The sequence below is a fragment of the Micromonospora sp. NPDC049175 genome, assembly GCF_043197345.1.
GTDB lineage: Bacteria > Actinomycetota > Actinomycetes > Mycobacteriales > Micromonosporaceae > Micromonospora.
In genome coordinates this window covers 204465-228729 of record NZ_JBICSY010000002.1, presented here as the reverse complement: position 1 = coordinate 228729, position 24265 = coordinate 204465, and the positions used below count along the sequence as shown (strand labels likewise).

Here is a 24265-nt window from a genome sequence, read left to right as displayed (position 1 = left end):
GGTCAACCGGGGAAAGTGCTGGTGGAGCCCAGGGGACTCGAACCCCTAACCCCTGCCTTGCAAAGGCAGTGCTCTGCCAGTTGAGCTAGGGCCCCGTGGACGGCCGCGGCGATGATCGCTCGTCGCCGCGTCAGACGTCAGCGCAGATCGGGTGCGGTGGTCGCCTCGTGCCAGAGGGCACGCTCGTCGTTCGAGGCCTTGATCTTGTTGAAGACGACGGCGGCCACGCCGACAACGCCAGCCAGAATCAGCAGCTTCTTGAACATGGGGCGACCCCTCGTGCTCGACTAACGTCGGACGACCGTGCGGTGGGGCTAGATGGAATCGAACCATCGACCTCAGAGTTATCAGCTCTGCGCTCTAACCGACTGAGCTATAGCCCCGCGTTGCGACGAGCAAGATTAACCCATCCGCTCTGCCGACCCCAAATCGGGGTCCGAGTCTGCGAACTGAGCCGTCGCCGCCTGCCAAAACCTACCCGAGTACGGGACGCCGGAGCGACCGCATTTCGCGGTGCCCCGGCGTCCCGTTCACTCAGTCCCGCTCGGCGAGCGTCAGCTCGATCCCGCCGACGAGGTCGGCGCAGACGTTGTAGACGAACGCTCCCAGCGTGGCCAGCGCGGTGAACAGCACCACGTTTACCAGGCCGATAAGCGCCGAGCTGAGGATCACGCCCTTGGCGGTGATCTGGAAGCCGCTGGTGCTCTGCCCACCGCCGGCGTTGACCAGGTCACCCAGGCTCTCGTTGACGCTCTTGAACACACCCATCGCGTCCAGCGCCAGGTAGAGCACCGAGGTGGCGACCACCACGACGATGAAGAGCACCACCGAGACGGCGAACGCGAACTTCATCACCGACCACGGATCGATGCGCTTCAGGTTCAGCCGCGCCCGGCGCGGTCCGCGGGACGCGGCCGAGCTGACCGACGTACGCGCGGCACGTACCGCATCACCGACGCGGGCAGCCCCGACCGCCGACGGGTTGCCGATGCCCGGCGGCAGGCCACCGCCGCTGACCGGGCGGCCGGCAGCGGAGGTACGCGCCCCGTCCGACGGCGGCTGGGTCATGCCGGGTGTGATCCGCGGCTGAGTGCCGGTGGACCCGGTCGACGCCGCCTGGCCGGGCCGGACGTTGATCGGCTGGGTGGTCGCCGGCCGGGCCGAGGGTGCCGCCGCAGCACCCGAAGGTGTGGCGGCGGACGTCGGCGCCTCGGCACCGGACGCCTCGGTCCTGTCACCCTTGCCAGCGTCGTCGCTGGTTGGCTCCGGCGGGGGTGTCATGCCCGGGGCCCTGGTGAATTTCGGGGCAGGCGCGTCGGCGGGGACCGTCGCCCGGCCTACGGCCGCGCGGCCGGTCGCTGGTGTGCCGCCCTTGGCGGCCTCCTCGTCGACCGGGTTGGCCGAGGTCCCCGTGTTCCCCGACTTCGCCTGTGTCTCCGTCATTCAACTAGTCCTGTTCGTCAGGCTCGTCGGCATTGCGAGCAATCGCCACGATAGTCACGCCGTCCGGGAGGTCCATCAGCTTGACCCCCATTGTGTTCCGGTCACGCGTACGGCGTACAGGCTTCACCGGAGTCCGAATGACACCACCATTGCTGGTGATCGCGAACAACTCGTCGTCCGGATCGATCACCACCGCGCCAACCAGACCACCGCGCCGTTCGGTGATCTTTGCAGTCAACACGCCCTTACCTCCCCGGCCCTGCACCGGGTATTCCTCGATCGGGGTCCGCTTCGCGTATCCCCCGTTCGTGGCCACCAGAACGTCCAGACCCTCCCGCACGACCTCCATGGCGAGCAGGACGTCGTCGTCCGTGAAGCGCATGCCGATCACACCCGAGGTGGCCCGGCCCATCGGCCGCAACGCCTCGTCCGAGGCGTTGAACCGGATCGCCTGCGCCTTCTTCGAGACCAGCAGCAGGTCGTTCTCCGGCGCAACCAGCGCAGCACCGACCAGCTCGTCCTCATCGCGCAGGTTGATCGCGATGATGCCGCCGGAACGGTTGGAGTCGAACTCCTCGAGCCGCGTCTTCTTCACCAGGCCGTTCTTCGTGGCCAGTACCAGATAGGGGGCTACCTGGTAGTTCGGGATCTCAATGATCTGCGCTATCTGCTCGTCGGGTAGGAAGGCGAGCAGGTTGGCCACGTGTTGGCCCTTGGCTACCCTACTGGCCTCCGGCAACTCGTACGCCTTGGCCCGGTACACACGGCCCTTGTTCGTCAGGAACAAGATCCAGTCGTGGGTCGAGCAGACGAAGAAGTGGCTGACGATGTCGTCCTGCCGCAGCGTAGCGCCACTGACGCCCTTCCCCCCGCGTCGCTGCGAGCGGTAGAGATCGACCTTGGTCCGCTTGGCGTACCCGGTCCGGGTGATCGTGACGACCACATCCTCGCGGGCGATGAGGTCCTCCATCGAGACCTCGCCGTCGAACGGGATGATCTGCGTACGCCTGTCGTCGCCCCACTTGGCGACGATCTCGCCGAGCTCCTCGGAGACGATCTTCCGCTGCCGCTCCGGCTTGGCCAGGATGTCCTTGAGGTCGGCGATCTCGATCTCGAGCTTGGCCAGGTCGTCCACGATCCGCTGCCGCTCCAACGCGGCGAGGCGGCGCAGCTGCATGTCCAGGATCGCGGTCGCCTGGATCTCGTCGATCTCCAACAGCCGGATCAGGCCCTGCCGCGCGTCGTCGACGGTCGGCGAGCGCCGGATCAGCGCGATCACCTCGTCCAGCGCGTCCAGCGCCTTGCCCAGACCGCGCAGGATGTGCGCCCGCTCCTCGGCCTTGCGCAGCCGGAAAGCGGTCCGCCGACGGATCACGTCGATCTGGTGCTCGACGTAGTAGCGGATGAACTGCGCCAGGTTGAGCGTGCGCGGCACCCCGTCGACCAGGGCCAGCATGTTGGCGCCGAAGGTCTCCTGGAGCTGGGTGTGCTTGTAGAGGTTGTTCAGCACGACCTTCGCGACCGCGTCGCGCTTGAGCACCAACACGATCCGCATGCCGGTACGGCCGGAGGACTCGTCGCGGATGTCGGCGATCCCGGCGAGCTTGCCCTCCTTGATCAGCTCGGCGATCCGCTCGGCGAGGTTGTCCGGGTTGACCTGGTAGGGCAACTCGCTGACGACCAGGCAGGGCCGACCCCGCTTGTCCTCCTCGACCTCCACCACGGCGCGCATCCGGATCGAGCCCCGACCCGTGCGGTACGCGTCCTGGATCGCCGTCTGGCCGACGATGAGGCCGTAGGTCGGGAAGTCCGGACCCTTGACGATGCCGAGCAGGGCTTCGAGGGTGGTCTCCTCGTCCTCCTCGGGATTGTCGAGGCACCACTGGACCGCCGCGCCGATCTCCCGCAGGTTGTGCGGCGGGATCTTGGTGGCCATGCCGACCGCGATGCCCTCGGAGCCGTTCACCAGCAGGTTGGGGATCCGCGACGGCAGGATCGTGGGCTCCTTGGCCCGGCCGTCGTAGTTGTCCTGGAGGTCGACGGTGTCCTCGTCGATGTCCCGCAGCATCTCCATGGCCAGCGGGTCGAGCTTGCACTCGGTGTAACGCATGGCGGCGGCCGGGTCGTTACCGGGCGAGCCGAAGTTGCCGTTGCCGTCGACAAGCGGGTAGCGCAGTGACCAGGGCTGCGCCATCCGGACCAGCGCGTCGTAGATCGCCGAGTCGCCGTGCGGGTGGAACTGGCCCATCACGTCGCCGACGACGCGGGAGCACTTCACGTAGCCGCGGTCCGGACGGTAGCCGGAGTCGAACATCGCGTAGAGGATCTTGCGGTGGACCGGCTTGAGGCCGTCCCGGACGTCCGGCAGCGCACGCCCGACGATGACGCTCATCGCGTAGTCGAGGTAGGAGCGCTGCATCTCCACCTCGAGCCCGACCGGTTCGATCCGGTCGTGCGCGACCACCGCGGCGATGGCCTCGGCGGGGACCTCGGGCTCGTTCGGTGTGGACTCGGGAGAATCGGTCACTGTATACCCTTATCAGACTCAGAGTCGTTTTCGTGCTGTGGATAACCGCTGTGGATACCGGCCAAGCTGTGGATAACTCTGTGGACCGGTGGAGCGGCCGGGCAGCGCCCGGCCGCTCCACCGCAGTCCGTCAGATGTCCAGGAACCGGACGTCCTTGGCGTTGCGCTGGATGAACGACCGCCGCGCCTCGACGTCCTCACCCATCAGCACGCTGAACAACTCGTCGGCGGTCGCCGCGTCGTCGAGCGTGACCTGACGCAGGGTACGCGTGGCCGGGTTCATAGTGGTTTCCCACAGCTCGGGATAGTTCATCTCGCCGAGGCCCTTGAAGCGCTGGATGTCGTCCGGCTTCGCGTTCGGCTTCTTCTGCTGGCGCAGCGCGATCAGCCCGTCCCGCTCGCGGTCGGAGTAGGCGTACTGCGCGTCGTCGCCCTTCTTGTTCCACTTGATCTTGTAGAGCGGCGGGGCCGCCAGGTAGACGTTGCCCATCTCGACAAGCGGCCGCATGAAGCGGAACAGCAGGGTGAGCAGCAACGTCTGGATGTGCTGGCCGTCGACGTCCGCGTCGGCCATCAGCACCACCTTGTGGTACCGCAGCTTCTCCATGTCGAAGTCGTCGTGGATGCCGGTGCCGAGCGCGGTGATCAGCGCCTGGACCTCGTTGTTCTTGAGCACCCGGTCGATCCGGGCCTTCTCCACGTTGAGGATCTTGCCGCGGATCGGCAGGATCGCCTGGGTCCGTGGGTCACGGCCCTGCTTGGCCGAGCCGCCGGCCGAGTCACCCTCGACGATGAACACCTCGGACTCCCGCGGGTCGGTCGACTGGCAGTCGGCAAGCTTGCCCGGCATCGAGCCGGACTCCAGCAGCGACTTGCGCCGGGCCAGCTTGCGCGCCTGCTGCGCGGCGATGCGGGCCCGAGCCGCCTGGGAGGCCTTCGTGATGATCATCTTGGCCTCGGCCGGGTTGCGGTCGAACCAGTCGACGAGCCGGTCGTTGCAGACCCGCTGCACGAAGCTCTTCACCGGGGTGTTGCCCAGCTTGGTCTTGGTCTGGCCCTCGAACTGCGGGTTGGCCAGCTTGACCGAGATGATCGCCGCGAGACCTTCGCGGATGTCCTCGCCGGAGAGCTTCTCGTCGCCCTTGAGGAGCTTCTTGTCGGTGCCGTACCGGTTGACGACGCTCGTCAGCGCCGACCGGAAGCCCTCCTCGTGGGTGCCGCCCTCGTGGGTGTTGATCGTGTTGGCGAAGGTGTAGACCGACTCGCCGTACGACTCGTTCCACTGCATGGCGATCTCGAGGGACATGCCCTCTTCCTCGGCCTCGAACTCGACCACTGTCTTGTGGATCGGGCTCTTGGAGGCGTTGAGGTGCCGGACGAAGTCGGCGATGCCACCCTCGTAGTAGAAGGTGACCTCGCGCTGCCGGCCGTCCTCCTCCTCGGCCACCCGCTCGTCGAGCAGGTGGATGCGCAGGGCGCGGTTGAGGAAGGCCATCTCCTGCAGGCGTCGGTAGATGGTCTGGAAGTCGAAGTCGACGGTCTCGAAGACATCGGGGTCCGGCCAGAAGGAGACTGCCGAGCCGGTGCGGTCGGTGGTCTCGCCCTTCTCCAGCGGACTCGGCTTGGAGTGGGTGTAGTGCTGCCGCCACACCGAGCCGGACTTGTGGATCTCGACGAACATCTTGGTGGAGAGCGCGTTCACCACGGAGACGCCGACGCCGTGCAGACCGCCGGAGACCGCGTACGCCTTGCCGTCGAACTTGCCGCCCGCGTGCAGGATGGTCAACGCGACCTCGACACCCGGCTTCTTGAGCTTCGGGTGGAGGTCGACCGGGAAACCGCGGCCGTTGTCGGTGACCCGCACGCCGCCGTCGGCGAGCAGCACCACGTCGATGGTGTCGCAGTATCCGGCGAGGGCCTCGTCCACCGCGTTGTCGACGACCTCCCAGACGAGGTGGTGCAGACCGCGCTCGCCGGTGGACCCGATGTACATACCGGGGCGCTTGCGAACCGCCTCCAGCCCCTCGAGAACGGTGATCGACTCTGCGCCGTACTCCTGCTTGTCCTGCGCTGCCACCCTCGGCCACTTTCTCGCGTCAGCCGCGCCGGTAGGGGCGCGTCGGGCGCGGGTTCGGCGGACAGGACGCGACGTCGGCGCGTGGACCGGTGCCGGAGACCTCCGGACAGCGGGTCGAACGCGCCGGTCGCCGCGGTTGCCCGCGGATCGCGATCGGCTCGACCCGACGTGGAGAATGAACCTGGGGCCAACTGGCCCCGTCCCTCTCCCGCACCGGGTCTTCGTCTCACCGTCAATCCTACTGTGCGCGGGGGACAGAACCACCACTCGGCACCCTCAGAGAGGCTGCTGAGAAGTCCGTAGCCGGCAGAACCCCGTTGCCCGCGACTCCCCCCACACGCCAAGGTCCGATCGCACGCGCCGTCCCCGAACGGGTTGACCCGCGCTCGGGCGGGTCGGGGGTCGCGGCCGGAGCCTCAGTGCCGTACGTTTGCGGCGCTCCGGAACCAGGCTTGATCTTTACCGGCCGGAACCGGGACGATCGACCCGATCGACCCGACACGTGCTCTTTAAGAGGTGACAGATGGGGCTGGACAACGTCGCGGTGCACTGGCCGCGTACCGGCCGCTTCTACGATCCGGTCGCGCCGGCCGAGTTCGTCGACTTCGGCGAGATCGTCGACCTGCCGCGCATCTCCGCACCGACGGCGGCGCTGGCCGAGCTGATCGCGAAGACCGGCACCATCCGGGCGACCGCGTACACCGAGTTGGTGGATCTGCTGCTCGGCCTGGAAGGTGTGTTGTACGCCACAGACGCCGCCGCCGAGGACGAGGACCCGGTGATCGACCCGGACGGCTGCTCCTGGATCGCCAGCGGCATCGAGCGATTCGTGGCCGGGCACCGGGCGCACGGTGAGGCGGTCACCTTCGACTCGGTGAGCACGGTGCTGCGCTCGTTGCTCGGCGACGGCAGGCTGGCCGAGCAGCAGCTGCGGTGGCTGGAGACCCGACTCGACGCGCTGCGCGACGAGCGCGGTGACCCGCCGCAGTGGAACTTCACCTGCGCCGAGTTGGGCGTGCTCGCCGCCTTCTACAGGCGCTGCGCGGAGCGTGGTTTCGCCGTCTACGCCGACGCCTGACCCGCCGCGCCGCTGCCCGCCGCGCCGGTCTCCGCCGCGGGCTGGTCGCTGCCCGGTCGGTTGGCAGCGGCGATCACCTGGGTGAGCACCGCGTGCAGGTGTTGCAGGTCCTCGACGGGCAGCCCGAGTCGCCGCACGATCGCGGCCGGGATCAGCTCCGCCTGGCTCCGCAGCGCGGCGCCACTGGCGGTGAGGGTGACGGCGAGGCTGCGCTCGTCGCCGGGGTCGCGTTCCCGGCGTAGGTAGCCGGCCGCTTCGAGCCGCTTGAGCAGGGGTGAGAGCGTGCCCGGGTCGAGCTGCAACAGGCGGCTGAGGTCGCGACCGGACAGCGGCGCGTGCTGCCAGAGCGCCAGCATGACCAGGTACTGCGGATGGGTGAGCCCCATCGGTTCCAGGAGTGGCCGGTAGACGGCCACCACGCTGCGCGCGGCCACCGACAGGGCGAAGCAGACCTGCTGCTCCAGCGCCAACGGGTCGACGCGATCCGGTCGTTCGTTCATCGGTTGCTCTCCCCAGGCACGGTGACTACTCTACCGATCATTGGTGTACAAACCATTGGTACCCCAATCATCTGCTCGTGCGGCGGGCGGACGAACGCGAAGCGGGAAAGGGCGGCAGATGAGCGAGGACGGCGCGGTCAGCAGGGCCCCGGGCGAGGGCGGCCGACTCCTGAGCTGGGCCTTCCGGCACCTCGCCGGCCCGGCCGAGGGTGTCCAGGGTGCGGTGCAGGGCGGCTCGACCGAGGCCCGGGAGGCGTGGAAACGCGACCTGGCCGAACGCAAGCGCTACACCCGGGAACAGCGCGAACGCAGGCGAGCGGCCCGCGAGGCCCGCAACGGCTGAGGCAGCTCCTCAGCCGTACGTGTCGCGGGGGCCCCGGCCGCGTACCCGGCGTGGCCCCTTCCCCCAGGAGGGCGCGGCCGGGCCGTGGATGTGCAGCTTGCGCACCACGTTGTGGCCGACCTCGCTGGCGATCTGCTTGAGCAGCGAGCCGGCGAGCAGACGCAACTGGGTCGCCCACGCGGTCGAACGCGCCTCCACGGTCAGCTCGCCGTTCTCCAGCTTGACCGGGCGACTGTGCTGGGCGACCTCCGCGCCGACGACCCGCTCCCAGGCGCCGAACACGGTGGCCTCCGCCGCCGGCTGCTGCCAGCCCCGCGCCTTCACCAGCCGGTTGAGCACCGCGCTGAGCGGCTGCGGATCGCGGGGGTCGGGGCCGGGCCCGGAGTAGCCGCGCAACCGCCGCCCCGACCCGCCGGCCGCGTCGCCGCCCGCGCCACCGGGGGTACGCCGGGCACGGGCCGCCGCCTGCCGGCGGGACAGCGCCGCGTCGAGCACCGCCCGAGCCAGCTCCGGCCCGGCGGCCGCCGGCTCACCGCCGGTCGCTTCCGCCCCGGGGGTACGCGCGGCTGCGGCGTCACCCTTGCCGGTCTCCGGTCGTCCGGGGCGTGGCTCATCCGACACGGTGTACCGTCCCTTCGCCGACCTGGTAGCGGGTGCCGCGCAGAGCCGCTGGCACATCATCGTCCACGGCGCAGGTGACGAGCAGTTGACTCGCCCCGCCGACCAGCTCCGCCAGCCGTTCCCGGCGGCCGGTGTCCAGCTCCGCGAAGACGTCGTCGAGCACCAGGACCGGCTCGATCCCGTCGGCGCGCAGCAGGTCGTACCCGGCCAGCCGCAGCGCGAGCGCGAACGACCAGGACTCGCCGTGGCTGGCGTACCCCTTGGCGGGCAGCGGGCCGAGGGCCAGCGCCAGCTCGTCACGGTGGGGACCGACGAGTGTGGTGCCGCGTTCGATCTCGGCGGAGCGGGACGCGGCCAGTGCGGTGGTCAGCGCGTCGGCCAGCGCGGCCCGGTCGGTGGTCGGCTCGGCCAGCTCGATCGAGGGTCGGTAGGCGATGCTCGCCGCGCCCCGGCCGGCTGCCACCGCGTCGTACGCCTTGGCGACGTGCGGGGTGAGCGCGGCCACGAGTTCCAGTCGACCGGCGAGCAGCTCCGCGCCGTGCTGGGCCAGGTGGGTGTCCCAGACGGCGAGGGTGCCGAGGTCACCGCCGCGGGTCCCGCCGGTCTTGCGAGCCAGGTACGCGGTGCGCAGCAGGGCGTTGCGCTGCTTGACCACCCGCTCGTAGTCGGCCCGCACGCCCGCGTACCGGGGCTGCCGGTTGACCAGCAGGTCGTCCAGGTAGCGGCGGCGCTCGGACGGGTCGCCCCGGACCAGCTCAAGGTCTTCCGGGGCGAAGAGCACGAGTCGCAGGGCGCCGAGCACGTCCCGGGCCCGCCGCGCCGGCGAGCGGCCCAGCCGGGCCCGGTTGGCCTTGCCGGGCACGATCTCCAACTCGACGAGGAGCTCCCGACCGTCGTGCACCACCGCGCAGCGGATCACCGCGGCGGTGGCGCCCATCCGGACCAGCGGAGCGTCGGTGGCGACCCGGTGTGAGTCCAGGGTCGCCACGTAGCCCAGCGCCTCGACGAGGTTCGTCTTGCCGACGCCGTTGGGGCCGGTCAGGACGTTCGCCCCCGGCTGGAGGTCGACGGCCACCCGCTCGTACGAGCGGAAGTCGACAAGTTCCAGCCGGTGGACATACACAGGTTGTGGATACCGCTCAGCGCTTGTGGACGGCGTGGCCACCGAACTGCTGACGCAGCGCGGAGACGGCCTTCATGGTGGGCGAGTCGTCCTGCCGCGAGGTGAACCGGGCGAACAGCGACGCGGTGATGACGTTCAGCGGCACCCCCAGCCGGACCGCCTCGTCGACGGTCCACCGGCCCTCGCCGGTGTCCTCGGTGTAGCCGCTCAGGTCGGCCAGCTCCGGGTCCTCGTCGAGCGCCCGGTCCAGCAGGTCGAGCAGCCAGGAACGGACGACTGTGCCCTCCCGCCAGGACTTGATGACGCCCGGCACGTTCGTCACCAACTCCGAGGCCGCCATCAGCTCGTAGCCCTCGGCGTAGGCGTGCATCAGGCCGTACTCGATGCCGTTGTGCACCATCTTCGAGTAGTGCCCGGCGCCGACCGGCCCGGCGTGCACGAAGCCGAACTCGCCCTCCGGCTTGAGCGCGCTGAAGATCGGCATCAGACGGTCCACGTGCTCCTGGGCGCCGCCGACCATCAGCCCGTAGCCGTTCTGCCGGCCCCAGACGCCGCCGGAGACGCCGACGTCGACGTAGCCGATGCCCCGCTCGTTGAGCCGCTCGGCGCGGGGTGCGTCGTCGCTGAAGCGCGAGTTGCCGCCGTCGATGATGATGTCGCCCTCGCCGAGCACCTCGGCCAGTTCGTCGATGGTGGCATCGGTGACACCCGCGGGCACCATGACCCAGACCGCGCGGGGCGACTCAAGCTTCTCAGCCAGGCCCGCGAGGCTCGTCACGTCGCTGATCTGCGCATTGTGGTCGAAGCCGACAACGTCGTGACCAGCGGCGCGCAACCGCTCCCGCATGTTGCCGCCCATCCGGCCGAGTCCTACAAGGCCGAGCTGCATGTGTTTCTACCTCCGTGGATCTGGGTGTTGCTGGGCGCGATCAGCGCGAGACGCGGATCGGCATGATGAGGTACCGGTACCCCGGAATGACCTCTCCATCCTCGCCGGCGGGCGAGATCACCGCGGGCTTGAAGGCGTCGACGAACGAGAGCACGGCGGTCTGGGAACCGAGGTTGGCCAGGCCGTCGATGAGGTACTGCGGGTTGAAGCCGATGGTCAGCGCGTCACCGGTGAAGGTGGCCTCCATCGCCTCGCTGGCCCGCGCCTCCTCGGAACCGCCCGCCTCGACCACCAGGCCGTCGGCGCTGAAGCTCAGCAGCACCGGGGTGGTCCGCTCGGCGACGAGCGCGACCCGCTTGACCACCTCGATGAGGGTGCTCACCGAGACCCGGGCGGCGGCGTTGTGGGTGGCCGGGAAGAGCGAACGCACCGGCGGGTAGTTGGCGCCGTCGAGCAGGCGGCTGGTGGTGCGCCGGGTGCCCCCGGCCAGGCCGACCATGCCCTCGCCGGCAGCGCCCTGGGCGAGGGCGAGGGTGACCTCGCCGCCCAGCGGCCCGAGGGCCTTGGCGGTGTCGTTCAGGGTGCGGGCGGGCACCAGGGCGTTGATGCTCACCTCGGGGTCGTCCGGCTGCCACTGGATCTCGCGCAGCGCCAACCGGTAACGGTCGGTGGCGAGCATCGACAGGGTGTTGCCGGAGAGCTCGACGCGGACGCCGGTCATCATCGGCAGCGTCTCGTCCCGGCCGGCGGCGATGGCCACCTGCGACACCGCGGTGGCGAACGCGGCGGCGTCGACGGTGCCGGCGCTCTGCGGCATCTCGGGCAGCGCGGGGTAGTCCTCCACCGGCATGGTGGGCAGGGTGAACCGGGCGCTGCCACAGACCAGCTCGAGGTGGGCGCCGACCGCGGCGATGTCCACCGGCTTGGCCGGCAACGCCTTGGTGATCTCGGCGAGCAGGCGGCCGGAGACGAGGGCGGCGCCGTCGGCGTCACCATGCACCTCGACGGTCACCTGGCTGGAGACCTCGTAGTCGAACCCGGAAACCCGCAGGTTGCCGTCGGTGACCCGGAGCATCACCCCGGCGAGCACCGGTACGGATGGCCGGTTGGGCAGGCTCTTCGCGGTCCACGCCACGGCCTCGGCGAGCGCGTCGCGCTCCACTCGGAACTTCATCAATGCCTCCGCGTCGACGTCAGCGACAACTCTCTCATGCCGACCGCTGCCTACCGTCCCGCCCGACCGTGCGGGTACCCATCGCACCTTAGGGCGCGGGGGTATCGGCTGTGCGCCCGACCCCATGTTTCGTGTCGGTGCCGACCTGTCGATCGGGCAGCGTTCGGCACGATCCACAGAAAGCCCAACGGTGATGATTGGTTTTTGTTCTCTTAGAAGAGATAACTCATCGTCTTCATCGCACCTGTGCAAACTGTGGAAAACCCGGGTTTGCGCAGCTCAGACAGGTTATCTACAGGTGATTTACCTGTGGAGAACCGGGGGTACAACCGGCTTGCCTGTCCACAGCCCGATCTCGGCGCTCGGTTGTCCACCGTTGTCCACCGGTTGTCCACCGGTAATCCACCGACTTTCTCCCCAAGCCTGTGGACGACGATGAAGATCACCATTGCCGTCATCCCCAGAACCTTCAACAGCTCGTACACAGGTCGACTGTCGTCGGTGGAAAACCTGACGGTTGTCCCCAGGCGTCCACAGCTCCGTACACAGGGTTTCTCCACAGCCTGTGGGTAACCGGAGATGGACGGACCGTAGTTATCCACCGACGGTGGACAACGAGCTGTGGACAACGAGTGGGAGTCGAGGCGGTCACGGCCTCCATGCTGTGGCCTACACCATGTCGAGAGTCCAGGTGGAGGACCGAAAAAACGCCCGACCGGAGATCCGGTCGGGCGTTTCCTGGGCTGCGTGCCGCCGCCACGGCGGCGTACGCCTCAGCTGTTCTGCTTGATCCGGTTGGTCAGCTCGGCGATCTGGTTGTAGAGCGAACGACGCTCCGCCATCTGCTGACGGATCTTCCGGTCGGCGTGCATCACCGTGGTGTGGTCCCGGCCGCCGAAGGCCTGCCCGATCCGGGGCAGCGACAGCTCGGTCAACTCCCGACACAGGTACATGGCCACCTGCCGAGCGTTCACCAGCACCCGGGACCTGGACTGACCGCGCAGGTCCTCCAGGCTCACCCCGAAGTAGTCGGCGGTCGAAGCCATGATCTGGTCGGCGTTGATCTCCGGCCCGGCGCCGTCGGGCATGAAGTCCCGGAGCACCTCCTCGGCCAGGGACAGCTCGACTGTCGACCGGGTCAGGCTGGCGAACGCCGTCACCCGGATCAGGGCGCCCTCCAGTTCCCGGATCGAGTTCGACACCCGCGAGGCGATGAACTCCAACACGTCCGGCGGGGCGTACATCCGCTCCTGCGCCGCCTTCTTCTGCAGGATCGCGATCCGCGTCTCCAGGTCCGGTGGCTGGATGTCGGCCAGCAGCCCCCACTCGAACCGGGTACGCATCCGGTCCTCGAGGGTGGCGAGCTGACGCGGCGACCGGTCGGAGGTGATCACGATCTGCTTGTTGGCGTTGTGCAGGGTGTTGAAGGTGTGGAAGAACTCCTCCTGCGTACGCTCGCGGTTCTCCAGGAACTGGATGTCGTCGATCAGCAGGATGTCGACGTCGCGGTAGCGCCGCTGGAACGCGCTGGTCTTGTCGTCCCGGAGCGAGTTGATGAAGTCGTTCGTGAACTCCTCGGTCGAGACGTACCGGACCGAGCGGGCGTTGCCGAGCGTCGTGGCGTAGTGCCCGATGGCGTGTAGCAGGTGCGTCTTGCCCAGCCCGGAGTGCCCGTAGATGAAGAGCGGGTTGTACGCCTTCGCCGGTGACTCCGCCACCGCCACGCTCGCGGCGTGGGCGAACCGGTTGGACGACCCGATGACGAACGTCTCGAACATGTACTTCGGGTTGAGTCGGTTGCCGCCGGTGTCGGCGCCGGGCAGCCGGCGATCGTCGCGGCCACCGGCCCGGTGGTCGACTCCGCTGCGCCCCGGGCCGCTGTCCGTGCCGCTGTCGCGGGGCATCGAGCGGATCACGTGCTGGTCGCGTGGCGACCCCGAATCTTCCCGGTAGCGCGGCTCGTAGGGCCGGGTGTCCGGGCCGGGCGGGTCGAGGCGGGCGGCCTGCTCGTCGTAGCCGCGCCGGTCCGGCCCTGGTCGGGGCGACCGCATCGGTTCCGCGAAGGAGGCGCTGAACAGCGCCTCCTGCCCGTCCCGGCTGGCGGGGATCATCCCGGGACGATGCGCGTCGACGCTCGGCGCGAGCGGCGGACCCGCGGGTGCGGGTGGCGCGACCGGCTCGGAGGTCCGCGGCGCGTGTGACTGCTCAGGGATCATGCTGTCGGCGTGCGCTCGTGCGCCGTGGTCGTCGAAGGGTGCGGCAGCCGGACCCTCGACGTCGAACGGGCTGGTCTCCGGGGCGCTGCGGTAGACGGTGCCGGCTGGTCGGCCCGTGGCGTCCTCGGCCACCCGGACGGTGACCGCCACCTGGATCGGCCGGCCGAGCCGGCGGGTGAGCGCCTCGGTGATCGCCGGGCGTAGCCGTGACTCGATCACGTCGCGGGTGAACGCGTCCGGGACGGAGAGCAGCGCGGTGTCCTCGACGATCGCCCGCAGCCGGGTCAGTCGGAGGTAGGCGCGCTGCTGAGCAGAGATGATCTCGTCGGCAAGCTCGTCGGTCGCCGCTAACCACACTGCGGCAAGGTCGGTCGTACCGGCCACCGTCGTGCCACCCCCTCGCTTCTGCTCCCGGCCGCCGCTGTCTGCCAGCCGGCCATCCCGGGCCCGCCGCGTTCGCGGGTGGAACAACACCCCACCCGGTCGGCCGACCGGTGGTCATCCACAAGTTATCCACAGCCTGTGTACCGACCGATTGTGGCCGCTGCCGGACGCGGGTGGGACCTGCCCCCTGCCTGACCGGGCGCTGAAGCGGGTTCACCGTGCCGAACGATTCACTACCTTGTCCGGTCTTGCCTGCGCGACGACCGGCGCTTGAAGACGCTCACCGCAATCGGGCACGGTAACAGCGTTGTCCCTGCGCCATCAACCGGCGACGCGGCGACACCCTTGTCGGCATCAGCGAAAACCACCCCTCGGCCTCGGGCGCGTCCTGTTGGCCGCTCCTCGGGGTGTTTGACGGTCATTGCCCCCCTGCGTAGGCTGGAACGGTTGCTTTCTCGCCCTCTGCTAGGGTGATGGGTGCTTGCTGTCCGCGGTCGCATTCCCCCGCATCGTCGAGGTCCCGCACCGCCGGACAGCACCGATCGGAGGCCACCGTCGAGGTGGCCTGGACACCACCACACGACCCCGGCGATCCCGTCGCGCGGGGCGCGTACGAAAACGGAGAGCCTGACGTGAGCAAGCGCACCTACCAGCCGAACAACCGCCGGCGCGCGAAGACCCACGGCTTCCGGCTGCGCATGCGCACCCGTGCCGGCCGTGCCATCCTCTCGAGCCGTCGCGCCAAGGGTCGCACCACCCTGTCGGCCTGAGCCGACCGGGCCGGTCAGGGGACGTGAGCAGTCGTGCTGGCCGCCGCGCAGCGACTGCGGCGCAGCACTGACTTCGCCGCAGCGGTTCGCGGTGGCCGACGCGTCGGACGTGGCGCCGTCGTGGTCCACCTGACCGTGCCGGTGGTCGTCGACCCCAACCTTTCGACCTCGTCGGAGCCGGTGCGGGACGACAGTGCGGAGCAGTCACCCGCGCCGTCCCGCGCCGGCTTCGTCGTGTCCAAGGCCGTCGGCAACGCGGTGATCCGCAACCGGGTCAAGCGTCGGCTGCGGGCCCTGGTCCAGGATCGGTTGACCTCCCTGCCCGCCGGCAGCACCCTCGTCGTCCGGGCGCTGCCCGCAGCGGCGGAGGCGTCGTACCCTCGCCTCGCCACCGACCTGGACGCCGCCATCGCGGTCGCCCGGTCCCCTCGCGAGCGGCGGTCCCGATGACAGGTGCCGAGGAGACCAACCCACGTCCGCGGACAACCGGTGCCAAGGTGCTGATCGCGCCCATCATCGCGTACCGTCGGTGGATAAGTCCGGCGTTGCCGGCCCGCTGTCGGTTCTACCCGTCGTGCAGCGCGTACGCCCAGGAGGCGGTCGCTCGGCACGGCGCGCTCCGGGGAGCCGCGCTGGCGGTCCGGCGGCTGTTGCGCTGCCACCCCTTCCACCCTGGTGGGTATGACCCGGTGCCGGAGCCGGGCGGCCGCCGTCGTGCTGATGTGACTGGAGCCTGAGAGTGGACTTTAGCCTCGACTGGATCTACTACGCGATCTCGTGGATCCTGCTGACCTGGCACTCCGCCTGGGACGCCATCGGGGTGCCGGTTGGTGCGGTGATCGGCACCAACTTCGCCTGGATCCTGTCCATCATCTTCCTGGTGGTCACCGTCCGGGTGATCCTGTTCCCGGTCTTCGTCAAGCAGATCAAGTCCCAGCGGGCGATGCAGGCGCTCCAGCCCAAGGTCAAGGAGCTTCAGGAGAAGCACAAGGGTGACCGGGAGACGCTCCAGAAAGAAATGATGGAGCTCTACAAGAAGGAGAAGGCCAACCCGCTGATGGGTTGCCTTCCGATGTTCCTTCAGATCCCGGTCTTCCTGGGTCTCTTCCACACGTTGAAGCGACTGGACCCGGCGAACCAGGGCAAGACCCTGTACGGGTGGAGCGTCGACCAGTTCACGAGCGCCTCGCAGGCGAAGCTCTTCACCGCCCCGATCGCCGGCAAGTTCGGCTCGACGGCCGACGAGTTGTCCCGCCTCGGCGCCACCGGCAGCACCGTCAAGATCATTGCCGGCATCCTGGTCCTGATCATGATCGCGACCACCTACCTGACCAGCCGTCAGATGATCCTGAAGACCGGCTGGGCGGAGGACCCGCAGCAGCGGATGATCCAGCGGCTGATGCTCTACGGCATCCCGGCGTCGCTGCTGATCTCCGGCGCGATCTTCCCGATCGGCGTCATCATCTACTGGGTCACCAACAACCTCTTCACCCTTGGCCAGCAGCAGTGGGTGCTGCGGAAGTTCCCGCCGCCGGTGACCGCCAAGAAGGCCGTCGCCCCCGCGGCGACGCGCAACCCGGTGCAGCCCGCCAAGTCCGGTGGTCTGTTCGGTCGTGGCAAGGCGGCCCCGCCGGCGCCGGTCAAGGCGACCGCGCCCAAGGTGGCCGGGCCGAAGCCAGGGGCCAAGCCGGTGAACAACCCGAAGAAGAGCCGTCCCGCCAAGCGGCAGGGCTGACCTGTGCGGGCCGTCGCCGGGTGACCGGCGGCGGCCCGTGCCGCACCGTGCAGCCGCCGTCCGGTGGCGCCGAGCGGAACCGACCGCACATCCTGCGGCCACGGGCGACACTGCCCGTACAGACGTGCCCGCGGGCACCGGCGACCTCCCGCCGGCCCCGGGAAACCAGTCGGACCCGACGGTCCGGCCGAGCGAGTACGGAGATGAGACCGTGACCGAGACCAGCATCCCCCACGCCGAGCAGTCCCTGGACGAGGAGGAGACCGCAACGCTCGCGGTGGACGGTGACGACACCGAGACCGACGACGACAACGCTGCCGACGAGGACACCGACACCGCTGCCGGCGGCAGGGTGAAGAAGGCGGTCAGCGAGAGCGACCTGTTCCGGCAGAGCGAGATCGCGGCCGACTACGTCGAAGGGCTGCTCGACATCCTCGACTACGACGGCGACATCGACGAGTTGGTCGCCGCTGGGCGCCCGATGGTCGAGGTCGTCGGTGAGCGGTTGCAGAACCTGGTCGGCCAGCGGGGGGCCACCCTGGAGGCGCTCCAGGAGCTGACCCGCCTCGCCGTCTTCCGGCAGACCGGGACGCCGAGCCGGCTGCTGCTCGACGTCGGCGGCTACCGGGCGAACCGCCGCAAGGAACTCGCCGCGGTCGCCAAGAACGCCGTCGAGAAGGTCAAGGAGTACGGCGAGCCGGTCCGCCTGGAGGCGATGTCCGCGTTCGAGCGCAAGTGCGTGCACGACGTGGTCAACGCCATGTCCGGTGTGGCGAGCGAGTCCGAGGGCGTGGAGCCGAACCGGCGCATCGTCGTACGGCCGGCGGACTGACCGGGTGACCCACGACGACAACACGGCCGACGCCGTGACCGGCCCGGGCGGCACGCCGCTCGGGCCGTCCGCTGTCCAACCCGCTGGGGCCGGCGCCGAATCAGACCGGCTCGACTCCGCCCCGTCGCCTGCCGACGCGGCGGTGCCGCCGGAGCTGGCCCCGGCCGCACTCACCCTCTTCGGCGATCGTCTCGACCTGGCCGCCGCGTACGCCGAACTGTTGGTCACCGACGGCGTGGTCCGCGGTCTGATCGGCCCCCGAGAAGCACCTCGCATCTGGGATCGGCACCTGCTCAACTGCGCCGCGGTCGCCGAGCTGATCCCGTCCGACGCGACAGTTCTCGACGTCGGCTCCGGAGCCGGACTGCCGGGTCTGGTCCTGGCCATCGCGCGCCCGGATCTCACGGTCACCCTGATCGAGCCGCTGGCCCGACGCACGTCGTTCCTGATCGAGGTCGTCGAACGACTCGGTCTGGCCAAGTCGGTGCGGGTGTTCCGCGGTCGGGCGGACGAGGCGGCCACCGGCTCGAGCGGCCGGGAACCGATAAGCGGCGACGTGGTGACCGCCCGAGCGGTCGCGCCACTGGATCGCCTGGCGGGTTGGAGTCTCCCCCTGGCGGTCCGTGGGGGCCGGCTGCTGGCGCTGAAGGGTTCGTCCGCGTCCGCGGAGATCGAGGAGCACGCCGAGGTGGTGGCGCGACTCGGTGGCGGGGAGCCGGCGGTGCGCCTCTGTGGGACCGGGGTGATCGATCCGCCCACCACCGTCGTGGAGATCGTTCGTGAGCGGATGATCGGCCCGGCGCGGGTGGCGGCCACCAAGCGCTCCCGGAGCAGCCGCCCCCGCCGACGCTGACACCTCGTGGCACGTGGGCTTCCGGCGGGTGGGTTGCCTCGTTGTACCGGTACGGATGGACGAGGGGATGAGAACCCGACGTGGACCGGCCGCGCCCGTCCGCCGTAGGCTGACCGCGCGTCGATAGTGTGGAGCGGGCGACGGACGTCGCGGGTCTCCGACCGCTCCCGAGAGCCGTACGCTCTGGGTTGCGAGCGTGGGTGTGGCCAAGTTGACCGGGGCGCGGACCGACCATCCGAAGCGGGCAGGGATGACAGGTGCATGACGACGGCAGGTACGACGATCCACGCGTGACCGGGTCGACAGGCGATCCCGTTTCACGTGAAACCGACTACCCGAGCTGGTCGCCCGGTACGACCGGGCCAGCGACCCGACCTACGGACGGCGATCCGCCGGCGTTCGCCGGAGAACCAACGGCTCAACCGACCGGGCCCGACGTCGTGGACCCGGCGGCGGCTCGACGGGCACCGGAGGGGTCGACCCGACCCGCCAATGTCGTCGAGGTGCGGCAGACATTGGGGCGGCGTAACAGCGCGAGGGCTGTTCGCTTCGAGCCGGCGGTCCCGCACCAGCCCAGCGCGGCGGCCGTTCGGGACGCCGCGCCGGTGATCGCCGACCCACCTGTCGCTTCGACCGAGTCGTTGGCTGCCGTGGCGACCGACCCCACGTACGTTTCACGTGAAACCCCGACGCGCGAAGAGGATGACCCACCGTTGGCTATGGAGGCGATGCGCGCCGTGCAGATCCTGAATCCCAGTGGCGAGGTGACCATGCCTCGGCCCGACCGGACCCGGGTCATGTGCGTCGCCAACCAGAAGGGCGGCGTGGGCAAGACCACGACCACCGTCAACCTTGCAGTGGCGCTCGCCCTGCACGGCAACCGGGTGCTCGTGGTGGACCTCGACCCGCAGGGCAACGCCTCCACCGGGCTCAACGTCCCGCACCACACCGGAATCCCGGACGTCTACGACTGCCTGATCAACAGCGTCCCCCTGGCCGAGGTGGCCCAGGCGGTCGAGGGCATCCCCAACCTCTGGTGCGTACCCGCGACCATCGACCTGGCCGGCGCCGAGATCGAGCTGGTGTCGGTGGTGGCACGGGAGTCGCGCCTGGACCGGGCCATCGCTGCCTACCCGGGCGAGTTCGACTACGTCTTCATCGACTGCCCGCCGTCGCTCGGCCTGCTCACGGTCAACGCCCTCGTTGCCGCGCAGGAGGTGCTGATCCCGATCCAGTGCGAGTACTACGCCTTGGAAGGGCTCAACCAGCTGATCAACAACATCAACCTGGTACGCCAACACCTCAACCCGAAGCTCGACGTCTCCACAATCCTCCTGACGATGTACGACAGGCGTACCCGGTTGGCCGACGCCGTCGAGCAGGACGTCCGGAACCACTTCGGCGACAAGGTTCTCCAGGCGGTCATCCCCCGCAACGTCCGGGTCTCCGAGGCACCCAGCTACGGCCAGTCGGTGATGACCTACGATCCCGGATCGCGGGGAGCCACGAGTTACTTCGAGGCCGCCCAGGAGATTGCCGAGCGAGGCGTCAAGGAGCCGGTGGGCCGGAATGCGTAGTGCGGACGAGTCGCTGGGAGGCGAGGCATGAAGAACCGTCCTCGGGGCGGTCTGGGTAGGGGCCTGGGAGCGCTGATCCCGACCGGGCCGGTGCCGGATGCCGCCGAGACCGTAACGGCGGAGCCGGAGAACGAGTACGCGGACGACACCGGCACCCCGGCCATCCCGGCGCCGCCCGTCGGGGCGACGGTGCACGAGCCGGAGTCCACGCTCAGCCCGGTACCCGGAGCGCGATTCGCCGAGATCTCCGTCGACGCGATCCTGCCCAACCCGAAGCAGCCCCGCCAGGTGTTCGACGAAGAGGCCTTGGAGGAACTCAAGACCTCGATCCAGGAGGTCGGCTTCCTCCAGCCCATCGTCGTCCGGCAACTCGACGACGAGAAGTACGAACTGGTGATGGGCGAGCGGCGTTGGCGGGCCGCCCAGGCGGTCGGGCGGGAGAGTATCCCGGCGATCATCCGGGACACCCGTGACGACGCCATGCTCCGCGACGCTCTGCTCGAGAACATCCACCGAGCCAACCTGAACCCTCTCGAAGAGGCCGCCGCCTACCAGCAACTGCTGGAGGAGTTCGGGGCCACCCACGAAGAGTTGGCCCGCAGGATCGGCCGGAGCCGCCCGCAGATCTCCAACACGATCCGGCTGCTGAACCTGCCGGCCCAGGTGCAGCGCCGGGTCGCCGCGGGGATCCTCTCGGCGGGGCACGCGCGCGCCCTGCTGAGCCTCGACGGCACCGAGGCGCAGGAGCAGTTGGCATTGCGGATCGTGGCGGAGGGCCTGTCCGTTCGGGCGACCGAGGAGATCGTCGCCCTCACGCTCAACGATGGGCCGGCGAAGAACCAAGCCGCGAAGCGCCGGCCGAAGGCGCACGCGCCGGCCCTGACCGATCTCGCCGATCGACTGTCCGACCGGTTCGATACCCGGGTAAAGGTCGACATCGGCCGGAGCAAGGGGAAGATCACCATCGAGTTCGCGACGGTGGACGACCTGGAGCGGATCGTCGGCATCATCGGAGTGCAGCAGGAGGAAAGCGGGGACTGAGCCCGCACCCCTTCGCCCACGGCCGCGCACCCTCTCCGGGTGGCGCGGCCGTTCCGCGTCCGGCCGGCCGTGTTTCACGTGAAACGGGCGCCGTTTCACGCTCGTCCAGCTCGGATTCTCTGGTGCGTGAGTTCGTGGTCGGTGGCCGGTCGGGGCGGACCGTGACAATTTCCTGCCATCGAACGTCCGGGCTATCCCTCGGGCGTCCGGCAGTCGACGCGGTCAATCCTCCTCGACGCGGTGGGCCGACGACCGCAGCGGTGCGCAGGGCTTGTTTCACGTGAAACGGAGATCGGCCCATGTGGGCAACCCCTCGAACTCACCGGAATGACCATGAGGTCCGTTGCGGCCGCTGAGTGGCCCGCTGCCGCCTCGTCCGCCGTAGGGTGACCTCCCGTTGGCCCAGACCTCATCGAAGGCCTCTCGGCGCGAATACGACCCCCGGCGACTCCGCTGTCTCCCCTCGTCTGCCGCCTGACGTTCGGCTGCTGCCTCCCGGTCATTGGTTTCCCGGCTCGGTGCGGGTGCTTCCGGTCGCTGGCGCTCCTCTGGTCGGCGAGTCTTCCGTCGTTGGTGTCGTCGCGAGCGCGCTGCTGCAACGGACGGTTCCGCCGGGTCCAAGGCTCGGCGGGTGGTCTGAGGACGGCGAGCAGAAACTTCCGGCCGCTGGCGTCGAGGCCCAGCGGGCACTCCAGTCGTTGGTGCGTGATGGTCAGCCGCGCCTCCCGTCTCCGGTTCTGGTGCCGGCCACGCCTCCCATCCTTGGTTCGTTGCGCGGGCCGCGCCTCTCGTCTTTGTTTCGTGACGCCGGCGCGCCTCTCGTCTCTGCTTCGTGGCCGGGCCGGCCAGGCTCCCCGTTGGGGTTGGACGGTCGGCCGTGCCTCGCGTCTTGGTCCGTGAACGACCGCTCTGCCCTCCGGCCGTCGGTACGTGACGCCCTCCGGCGCGTCCCGTCGTCGTCGCTCGGTTGCTGCCTCGCGTGCCCGTCGCCCTGACACTCCGAAGGGTTCACCTTCTGCTGAGGGGTCATCGACCATCGGTCCGTCGATGAGGCCGTGTCCTGCGTGTCCGTGGGCTCTGTGCCTGCGGGCCCTGAGGTTCGGCTGCTCTGTGTCTGGCTGCTCTGTGTCCGGGTGCTCTGTGCCAGCGTGCTCGATGTCGGCGGGCCCTGTGCCTGTGTCCTGTGGTCCGCGATTGGGCGCCCTCTACGCCGAGCCGAGGCGTGATGTGTCGTCCGACGATCGGTGCAGCCCCACATCCCTTGAGGGACGCAGCACTCGCCTGCACCCTCTGGCGCTCGTCAAGCGGAGGCGCGGCGACCTTCTCAACGAGGCGTCGGCGTGGACACCCCCTGGGTTACGGCTCGGCACGAAGATCGACTTCGGGGAACGCTCGGAGCCTATCGGCGTTCGGCGGTCAGCCAGCGCCAGGTGGACCCGGCACCCGATACCCGATACCCGGCACCTGGCACCCGGCACCCGGCACCCGGCACCCGGCACCCGGCACCCGGCACCCGGCACCTGGCACCCGGCATCCGGCACCCGGCACCCGGCACCTGGCACCCGGCACCTGGCATCCGGCACCTGGCACCTGGCACCTGGCACCTGGCACCTGGCACCTGGGCCATGATCGTGCTCGAACCAGGATGTAGTGGCCTCGGTGACGGCAGAAGCCACTACATCAATGATCGAGCGCGATCTTGTGCTCCTTTAGACGCGGCCGAGACGGCCGCCCTCGGGACCTCGGCACTCCCGCCGCCCCGGAACCCCGCCGCCCCGGCACCCGCCATCCGACGACCCCGCGTTTGGGCAGCCTTCGCGGCGGCGGAGGACGGCAGATTGGCGCGGATGAGCCGGCGGTGTCGACTGGTTGTCGCCGCGCGGTTCAGCGGCCTGCGGACAACGACCGACCGGCCGAAAAGTTATCCACACCCTTTGTCCACAGGCACCCCCTGTTTCACGTGAAACAGCGCGTGAGAGCGGGTGCGAGCCTGTGGATGACGGCCTGTGTTGGCGATCTCGGCAGCCTGTGGATATCGGTTCGCCGCTCGGTGGTGACGTGGCACACCTGGCCGACCGAGGGCACTGATCCGGTCGGTCGGGAGCGGTCAAACAGGTAGGGACAGCGGTGCCAGACTCGGTTAGGGTCAGCGTCGTGCACGACACCCCTCCCTCAGTCCCGGACTTCACGCAGTGGCCGTCGTTTCCCTTCGAGGGGGACCTCCACGTGAAGCAACTCGATGATCCGGTCCCGGTCGAACCACCCCGGAAGGGCGAGGGTCTCCGGGAATGCACCGCTTGCAACGCACCCGATGAGGCCTACATCTGGGTCGGCGAGCGGTGGCGGGTCCGTGCCATGGACCGGCCCACCGGTCTGCCCATGGTGCTCATCCTGGAATCGCGAACGCACCTCGACCTTGGTGACCTGCCGAACCTGCTCGCCGCCGAGCTGGGCGTGATGACCGTGCGGCTGGAACGAGCCATCAGGTCGCTCGACGGCGTGGCGCGGGTGCACGTGAACCGGTGGGGAGACGGCTCGGCCCACCTGCACATGTGGTTCCTCGCCCGGCCGTACGGCCGTCTCCAACTGCGGGGCACCTTCCTGTCGCTGTGGGATTCGATCCTGCCGCCGATCTCCGAGGCGCAGTGGCGGGAGAATCTGGCGCTTGTCGCCGCCTGGCTCGCCGAGTTCGGCGGCCGTCCGCTGGCCGAGCCACCCCGGATTCAGTGGCAGGCGCCGTCCAGTCTGCTGGCCCAGTCCGCCGCTGCGGATGCCGCTGCCGCCGCCCAGGCAGCATCGGCGGAGGCAGCAGCCTCGGCAGCCTCGGTCATCGAGGCAGCAGAGGAAACCCCGGAACCAGCGCCGGAACCCACCGCCAGCGCCGGTCAGACCGACGGTGACGGGGCACCCGCAGCCGATCCCGTCGTCCTGGGCTCGGACACCGACTCGCCGGCGGACACCGAACCGACGGGTGAACCGGCTCTTTTGGCATCCGCCACCAACGAGCCGGCCGACGGCGCATCCACCGCCCCAGCAGCCGGCACCGCAGCAGCCGGCACCGCAGCGACCGGCACCTCAGCGA

20 protein-coding genes, 2 tRNA genes and 1 pseudogene are annotated in these 24265 nt (G+C 69.4%); 11 read left to right on the top strand and 12 right to left on the bottom strand.

From position 1 onward, the window contains the following. Positions 1-19: 19 nt before the first annotated feature. From ACGFH8_RS07875 to gyrB, 6 genes are all read right to left on the bottom strand, one after another. A tRNA-Ala gene (locus ACGFH8_RS07875) sits at positions 20-95 on the bottom strand. Positions 96-137: 42 nt separating this feature from the next. After that, positions 138-266, bottom strand: a complete 129-nt coding sequence (locus ACGFH8_RS07870; RefSeq protein ID WP_209444550.1) for a DLW-39 family protein — start codon at positions 264-266, stop codon at positions 138-140. Positions 267-309: 43 nt separating this feature from the next. Continuing rightward, positions 310-383, bottom strand: a tRNA-Ile gene (locus tag ACGFH8_RS07865). A gap of 151 nt (positions 384-534) precedes the next feature. After that, the gene (locus ACGFH8_RS07860) at positions 535-1443 is read right to left on the bottom strand and encodes a DUF3566 domain-containing protein (protein WP_393365088.1); all 909 of its coding nucleotides are present in this window, start codon (positions 1441-1443) and stop codon (positions 535-537) included. 4 nt (positions 1444-1447) lie between these two features. Continuing rightward, positions 1448-3970 (bottom strand): DNA gyrase subunit A, encoded by a 2523-nt coding sequence (gene gyrA, locus ACGFH8_RS07855; protein ID WP_393365086.1) that lies wholly within the window; start codon positions 3968-3970, stop codon positions 1448-1450. 130 nt (positions 3971-4100) lie between these two features. After that, entirely contained in the window at positions 4101-6047 is a 1947-nt protein-coding gene (gyrB, locus tag ACGFH8_RS07850; protein WP_393365084.1) for a DNA topoisomerase (ATP-hydrolyzing) subunit B, read from the bottom strand. A gap of 523 nt (positions 6048-6570) precedes the next feature. Between gyrB and ACGFH8_RS07845 the strand changes: the two genes are divergently transcribed. Further along, on the top strand, positions 6571-7125 hold the full coding sequence (locus tag ACGFH8_RS07845; RefSeq protein ID WP_393365082.1) for a hypothetical protein: 555 nt from the start codon (positions 6571-6573) through the stop codon (positions 7123-7125). On the opposite strand, the gene ACGFH8_RS07840 is transcribed toward ACGFH8_RS07845, so the two are convergent. Further along, a complete protein-coding gene (locus tag ACGFH8_RS07840) occupies positions 7110-7625 on the bottom strand; it encodes a MarR family winged helix-turn-helix transcriptional regulator (protein WP_393365080.1) in 516 nt (171 codons plus the stop codon). The genes ACGFH8_RS07845 and ACGFH8_RS07840 overlap by 16 nt on opposite strands. Before the next feature lie 118 nt (positions 7626-7743). Between ACGFH8_RS07840 and ACGFH8_RS07835 the strand changes: the two genes are divergently transcribed. Continuing rightward, positions 7744-7968 (top strand): hypothetical protein, encoded by a 225-nt coding sequence (locus tag ACGFH8_RS07835; protein ID WP_393365078.1) that lies wholly within the window; start codon positions 7744-7746, stop codon positions 7966-7968. Between the two features lie 9 nt (positions 7969-7977). On the opposite strand, the gene ACGFH8_RS07830 is transcribed toward ACGFH8_RS07835, so the two are convergent. The 5 genes from ACGFH8_RS07830 to dnaA form a co-directional block, all read right to left on the bottom strand. Continuing rightward, complete coding sequence (locus ACGFH8_RS07830) at positions 7978-8589, bottom strand: DUF721 domain-containing protein (RefSeq protein WP_393365076.1); 612 nt, start codon at positions 8587-8589, stop codon at positions 7978-7980. Next, entirely contained in the window at positions 8579-9712 is a 1134-nt protein-coding gene (gene recF / locus ACGFH8_RS07825; protein WP_393365074.1) for a DNA replication/repair protein RecF, read from the bottom strand. Before recF ends, ACGFH8_RS07830 begins: the two co-directional genes overlap by 11 nt. 16 nt (positions 9713-9728) lie before the next feature. Continuing rightward, positions 9729-10601, bottom strand: a complete 873-nt coding sequence (gnd, locus tag ACGFH8_RS07820) for a phosphogluconate dehydrogenase (NAD(+)-dependent, decarboxylating) (RefSeq protein WP_393365072.1) — start codon at positions 10599-10601, stop codon at positions 9729-9731. Between the two features lie 40 nt (positions 10602-10641). Beyond that, positions 10642-11775 (bottom strand): DNA polymerase III subunit beta, encoded by a 1134-nt coding sequence (gene dnaN / locus ACGFH8_RS07815; RefSeq protein WP_393365070.1) that lies wholly within the window; start codon positions 11773-11775, stop codon positions 10642-10644. 773 nt (positions 11776-12548) lie between these two features. Beyond that, positions 12549-14375 carry a chromosomal replication initiator protein DnaA gene (gene dnaA, locus ACGFH8_RS07810; protein WP_393365068.1) on the bottom strand — a complete coding sequence of 609 codons (1827 nt, stop codon included), beginning with the start codon at positions 14373-14375 and terminating at the stop codon, positions 12549-12551. A gap of 632 nt (positions 14376-15007) precedes the next feature. Here dnaA and rpmH point away from each other — a divergent pair. The 9 genes and pseudogenes from rpmH to ACGFH8_RS07765 all read left to right on the top strand — a co-directional run. Beyond that, positions 15008-15145 (top strand): 50S ribosomal protein L34, encoded by a 138-nt coding sequence (gene rpmH / locus ACGFH8_RS07805; RefSeq protein ID WP_007453904.1) that lies wholly within the window; start codon positions 15008-15010, stop codon positions 15143-15145. Between the two features lie 33 nt (positions 15146-15178). Next, the gene (rnpA, locus tag ACGFH8_RS07800; RefSeq protein WP_393365066.1) at positions 15179-15595 is read left to right on the top strand and encodes a ribonuclease P protein component; all 417 of its coding nucleotides are present in this window, start codon (positions 15179-15181) and stop codon (positions 15593-15595) included. After that, positions 15592-15882 (top strand): membrane protein insertion efficiency factor YidD, encoded by a 291-nt coding sequence (gene yidD / locus ACGFH8_RS07795; protein WP_393365064.1) that lies wholly within the window; start codon positions 15592-15594, stop codon positions 15880-15882. The genes rnpA and yidD overlap by 4 nt, the downstream gene beginning before the upstream one ends. 2 nt (positions 15883-15884) lie before the next feature. Further along, a complete protein-coding gene (gene yidC / locus ACGFH8_RS07790) occupies positions 15885-16880 on the top strand; it encodes a membrane protein insertase YidC (protein WP_393365062.1) in 996 nt (331 codons plus the stop codon). Between the two features lie 211 nt (positions 16881-17091). Further along, positions 17092-17712: a protein jag gene (locus tag ACGFH8_RS07785; protein WP_393365060.1), complete on the top strand. Its 621-nt coding sequence runs from the start codon at positions 17092-17094 to the stop codon at positions 17710-17712. Between the two features lie 142 nt (positions 17713-17854). Next, a complete protein-coding gene (gene rsmG, locus ACGFH8_RS07780) occupies positions 17855-18565 on the top strand; it encodes a 16S rRNA (guanine(527)-N(7))-methyltransferase RsmG (RefSeq protein ID WP_393367012.1) in 711 nt (236 codons plus the stop codon). 605 nt (positions 18566-19170) lie between these two features. Next, on the top strand, positions 19171-20142 hold the full coding sequence (locus ACGFH8_RS07775; RefSeq protein WP_393367011.1) for a ParA family protein: 972 nt from the start codon (positions 19171-19173) through the stop codon (positions 20140-20142). Positions 20143-20169: 27 nt separating this feature from the next. Continuing rightward, the gene (locus ACGFH8_RS07770; protein ID WP_393365058.1) at positions 20170-21183 is read left to right on the top strand and encodes a ParB/RepB/Spo0J family partition protein; all 1014 of its coding nucleotides are present in this window, start codon (positions 20170-20172) and stop codon (positions 21181-21183) included. Positions 21184-23337: 2154 nt separating this feature from the next. Continuing rightward, a pseudogene (locus ACGFH8_RS07765) lies at positions 23338-24201 on the top strand (hypothetical protein); the annotation flags it as partial. Positions 24202-24265: the final 64 nt, after the last annotated feature.

Excerpts from the sequence above, each read along its gene's own strand:
- dnaN (WP_393365070.1), bottom strand. The coding sequence starts at position 11,775 with ATGAAGTTCCGAGTGGAGCGCGACGCGCTCGCCGAGGCCGTGGCGTGG.
- ACGFH8_RS07870 (WP_209444550.1), bottom strand. The coding sequence starts at position 266 with ATGTTCAAGAAGCTGCTGATTCTGGCTGGCGTTGTCGGCGTGGCCGCC.
- gnd (WP_393365072.1), bottom strand. The coding sequence starts at position 10,601 with ATGCAGCTCGGCCTTGTAGGACTCGGCCGGATGGGCGGCAACATGCGG.
- ACGFH8_RS07770 (WP_393365058.1), top strand. The coding sequence starts at position 20,170 with ATGAAGAACCGTCCTCGGGGCGGTCTGGGTAGGGGCCTGGGAGCGCTG.
- yidD (WP_393365064.1), top strand. The coding sequence starts at position 15,592 with ATGACAGGTGCCGAGGAGACCAACCCACGTCCGCGGACAACCGGTGCC.
- ACGFH8_RS07860 (WP_393365088.1), bottom strand. The coding sequence starts at position 1,443 with ATGACGGAGACACAGGCGAAGTCGGGGAACACGGGGACCTCGGCCAAC.
- ACGFH8_RS07835 (WP_393365078.1), top strand. The coding sequence starts at position 7,744 with ATGAGCGAGGACGGCGCGGTCAGCAGGGCCCCGGGCGAGGGCGGCCGA.
- ACGFH8_RS07840 (WP_393365080.1), bottom strand. The coding sequence starts at position 7,625 with ATGAACGAACGACCGGATCGCGTCGACCCGTTGGCGCTGGAGCAGCAG.
- ACGFH8_RS07845 (WP_393365082.1), top strand. The coding sequence starts at position 6,571 with ATGGGGCTGGACAACGTCGCGGTGCACTGGCCGCGTACCGGCCGCTTC.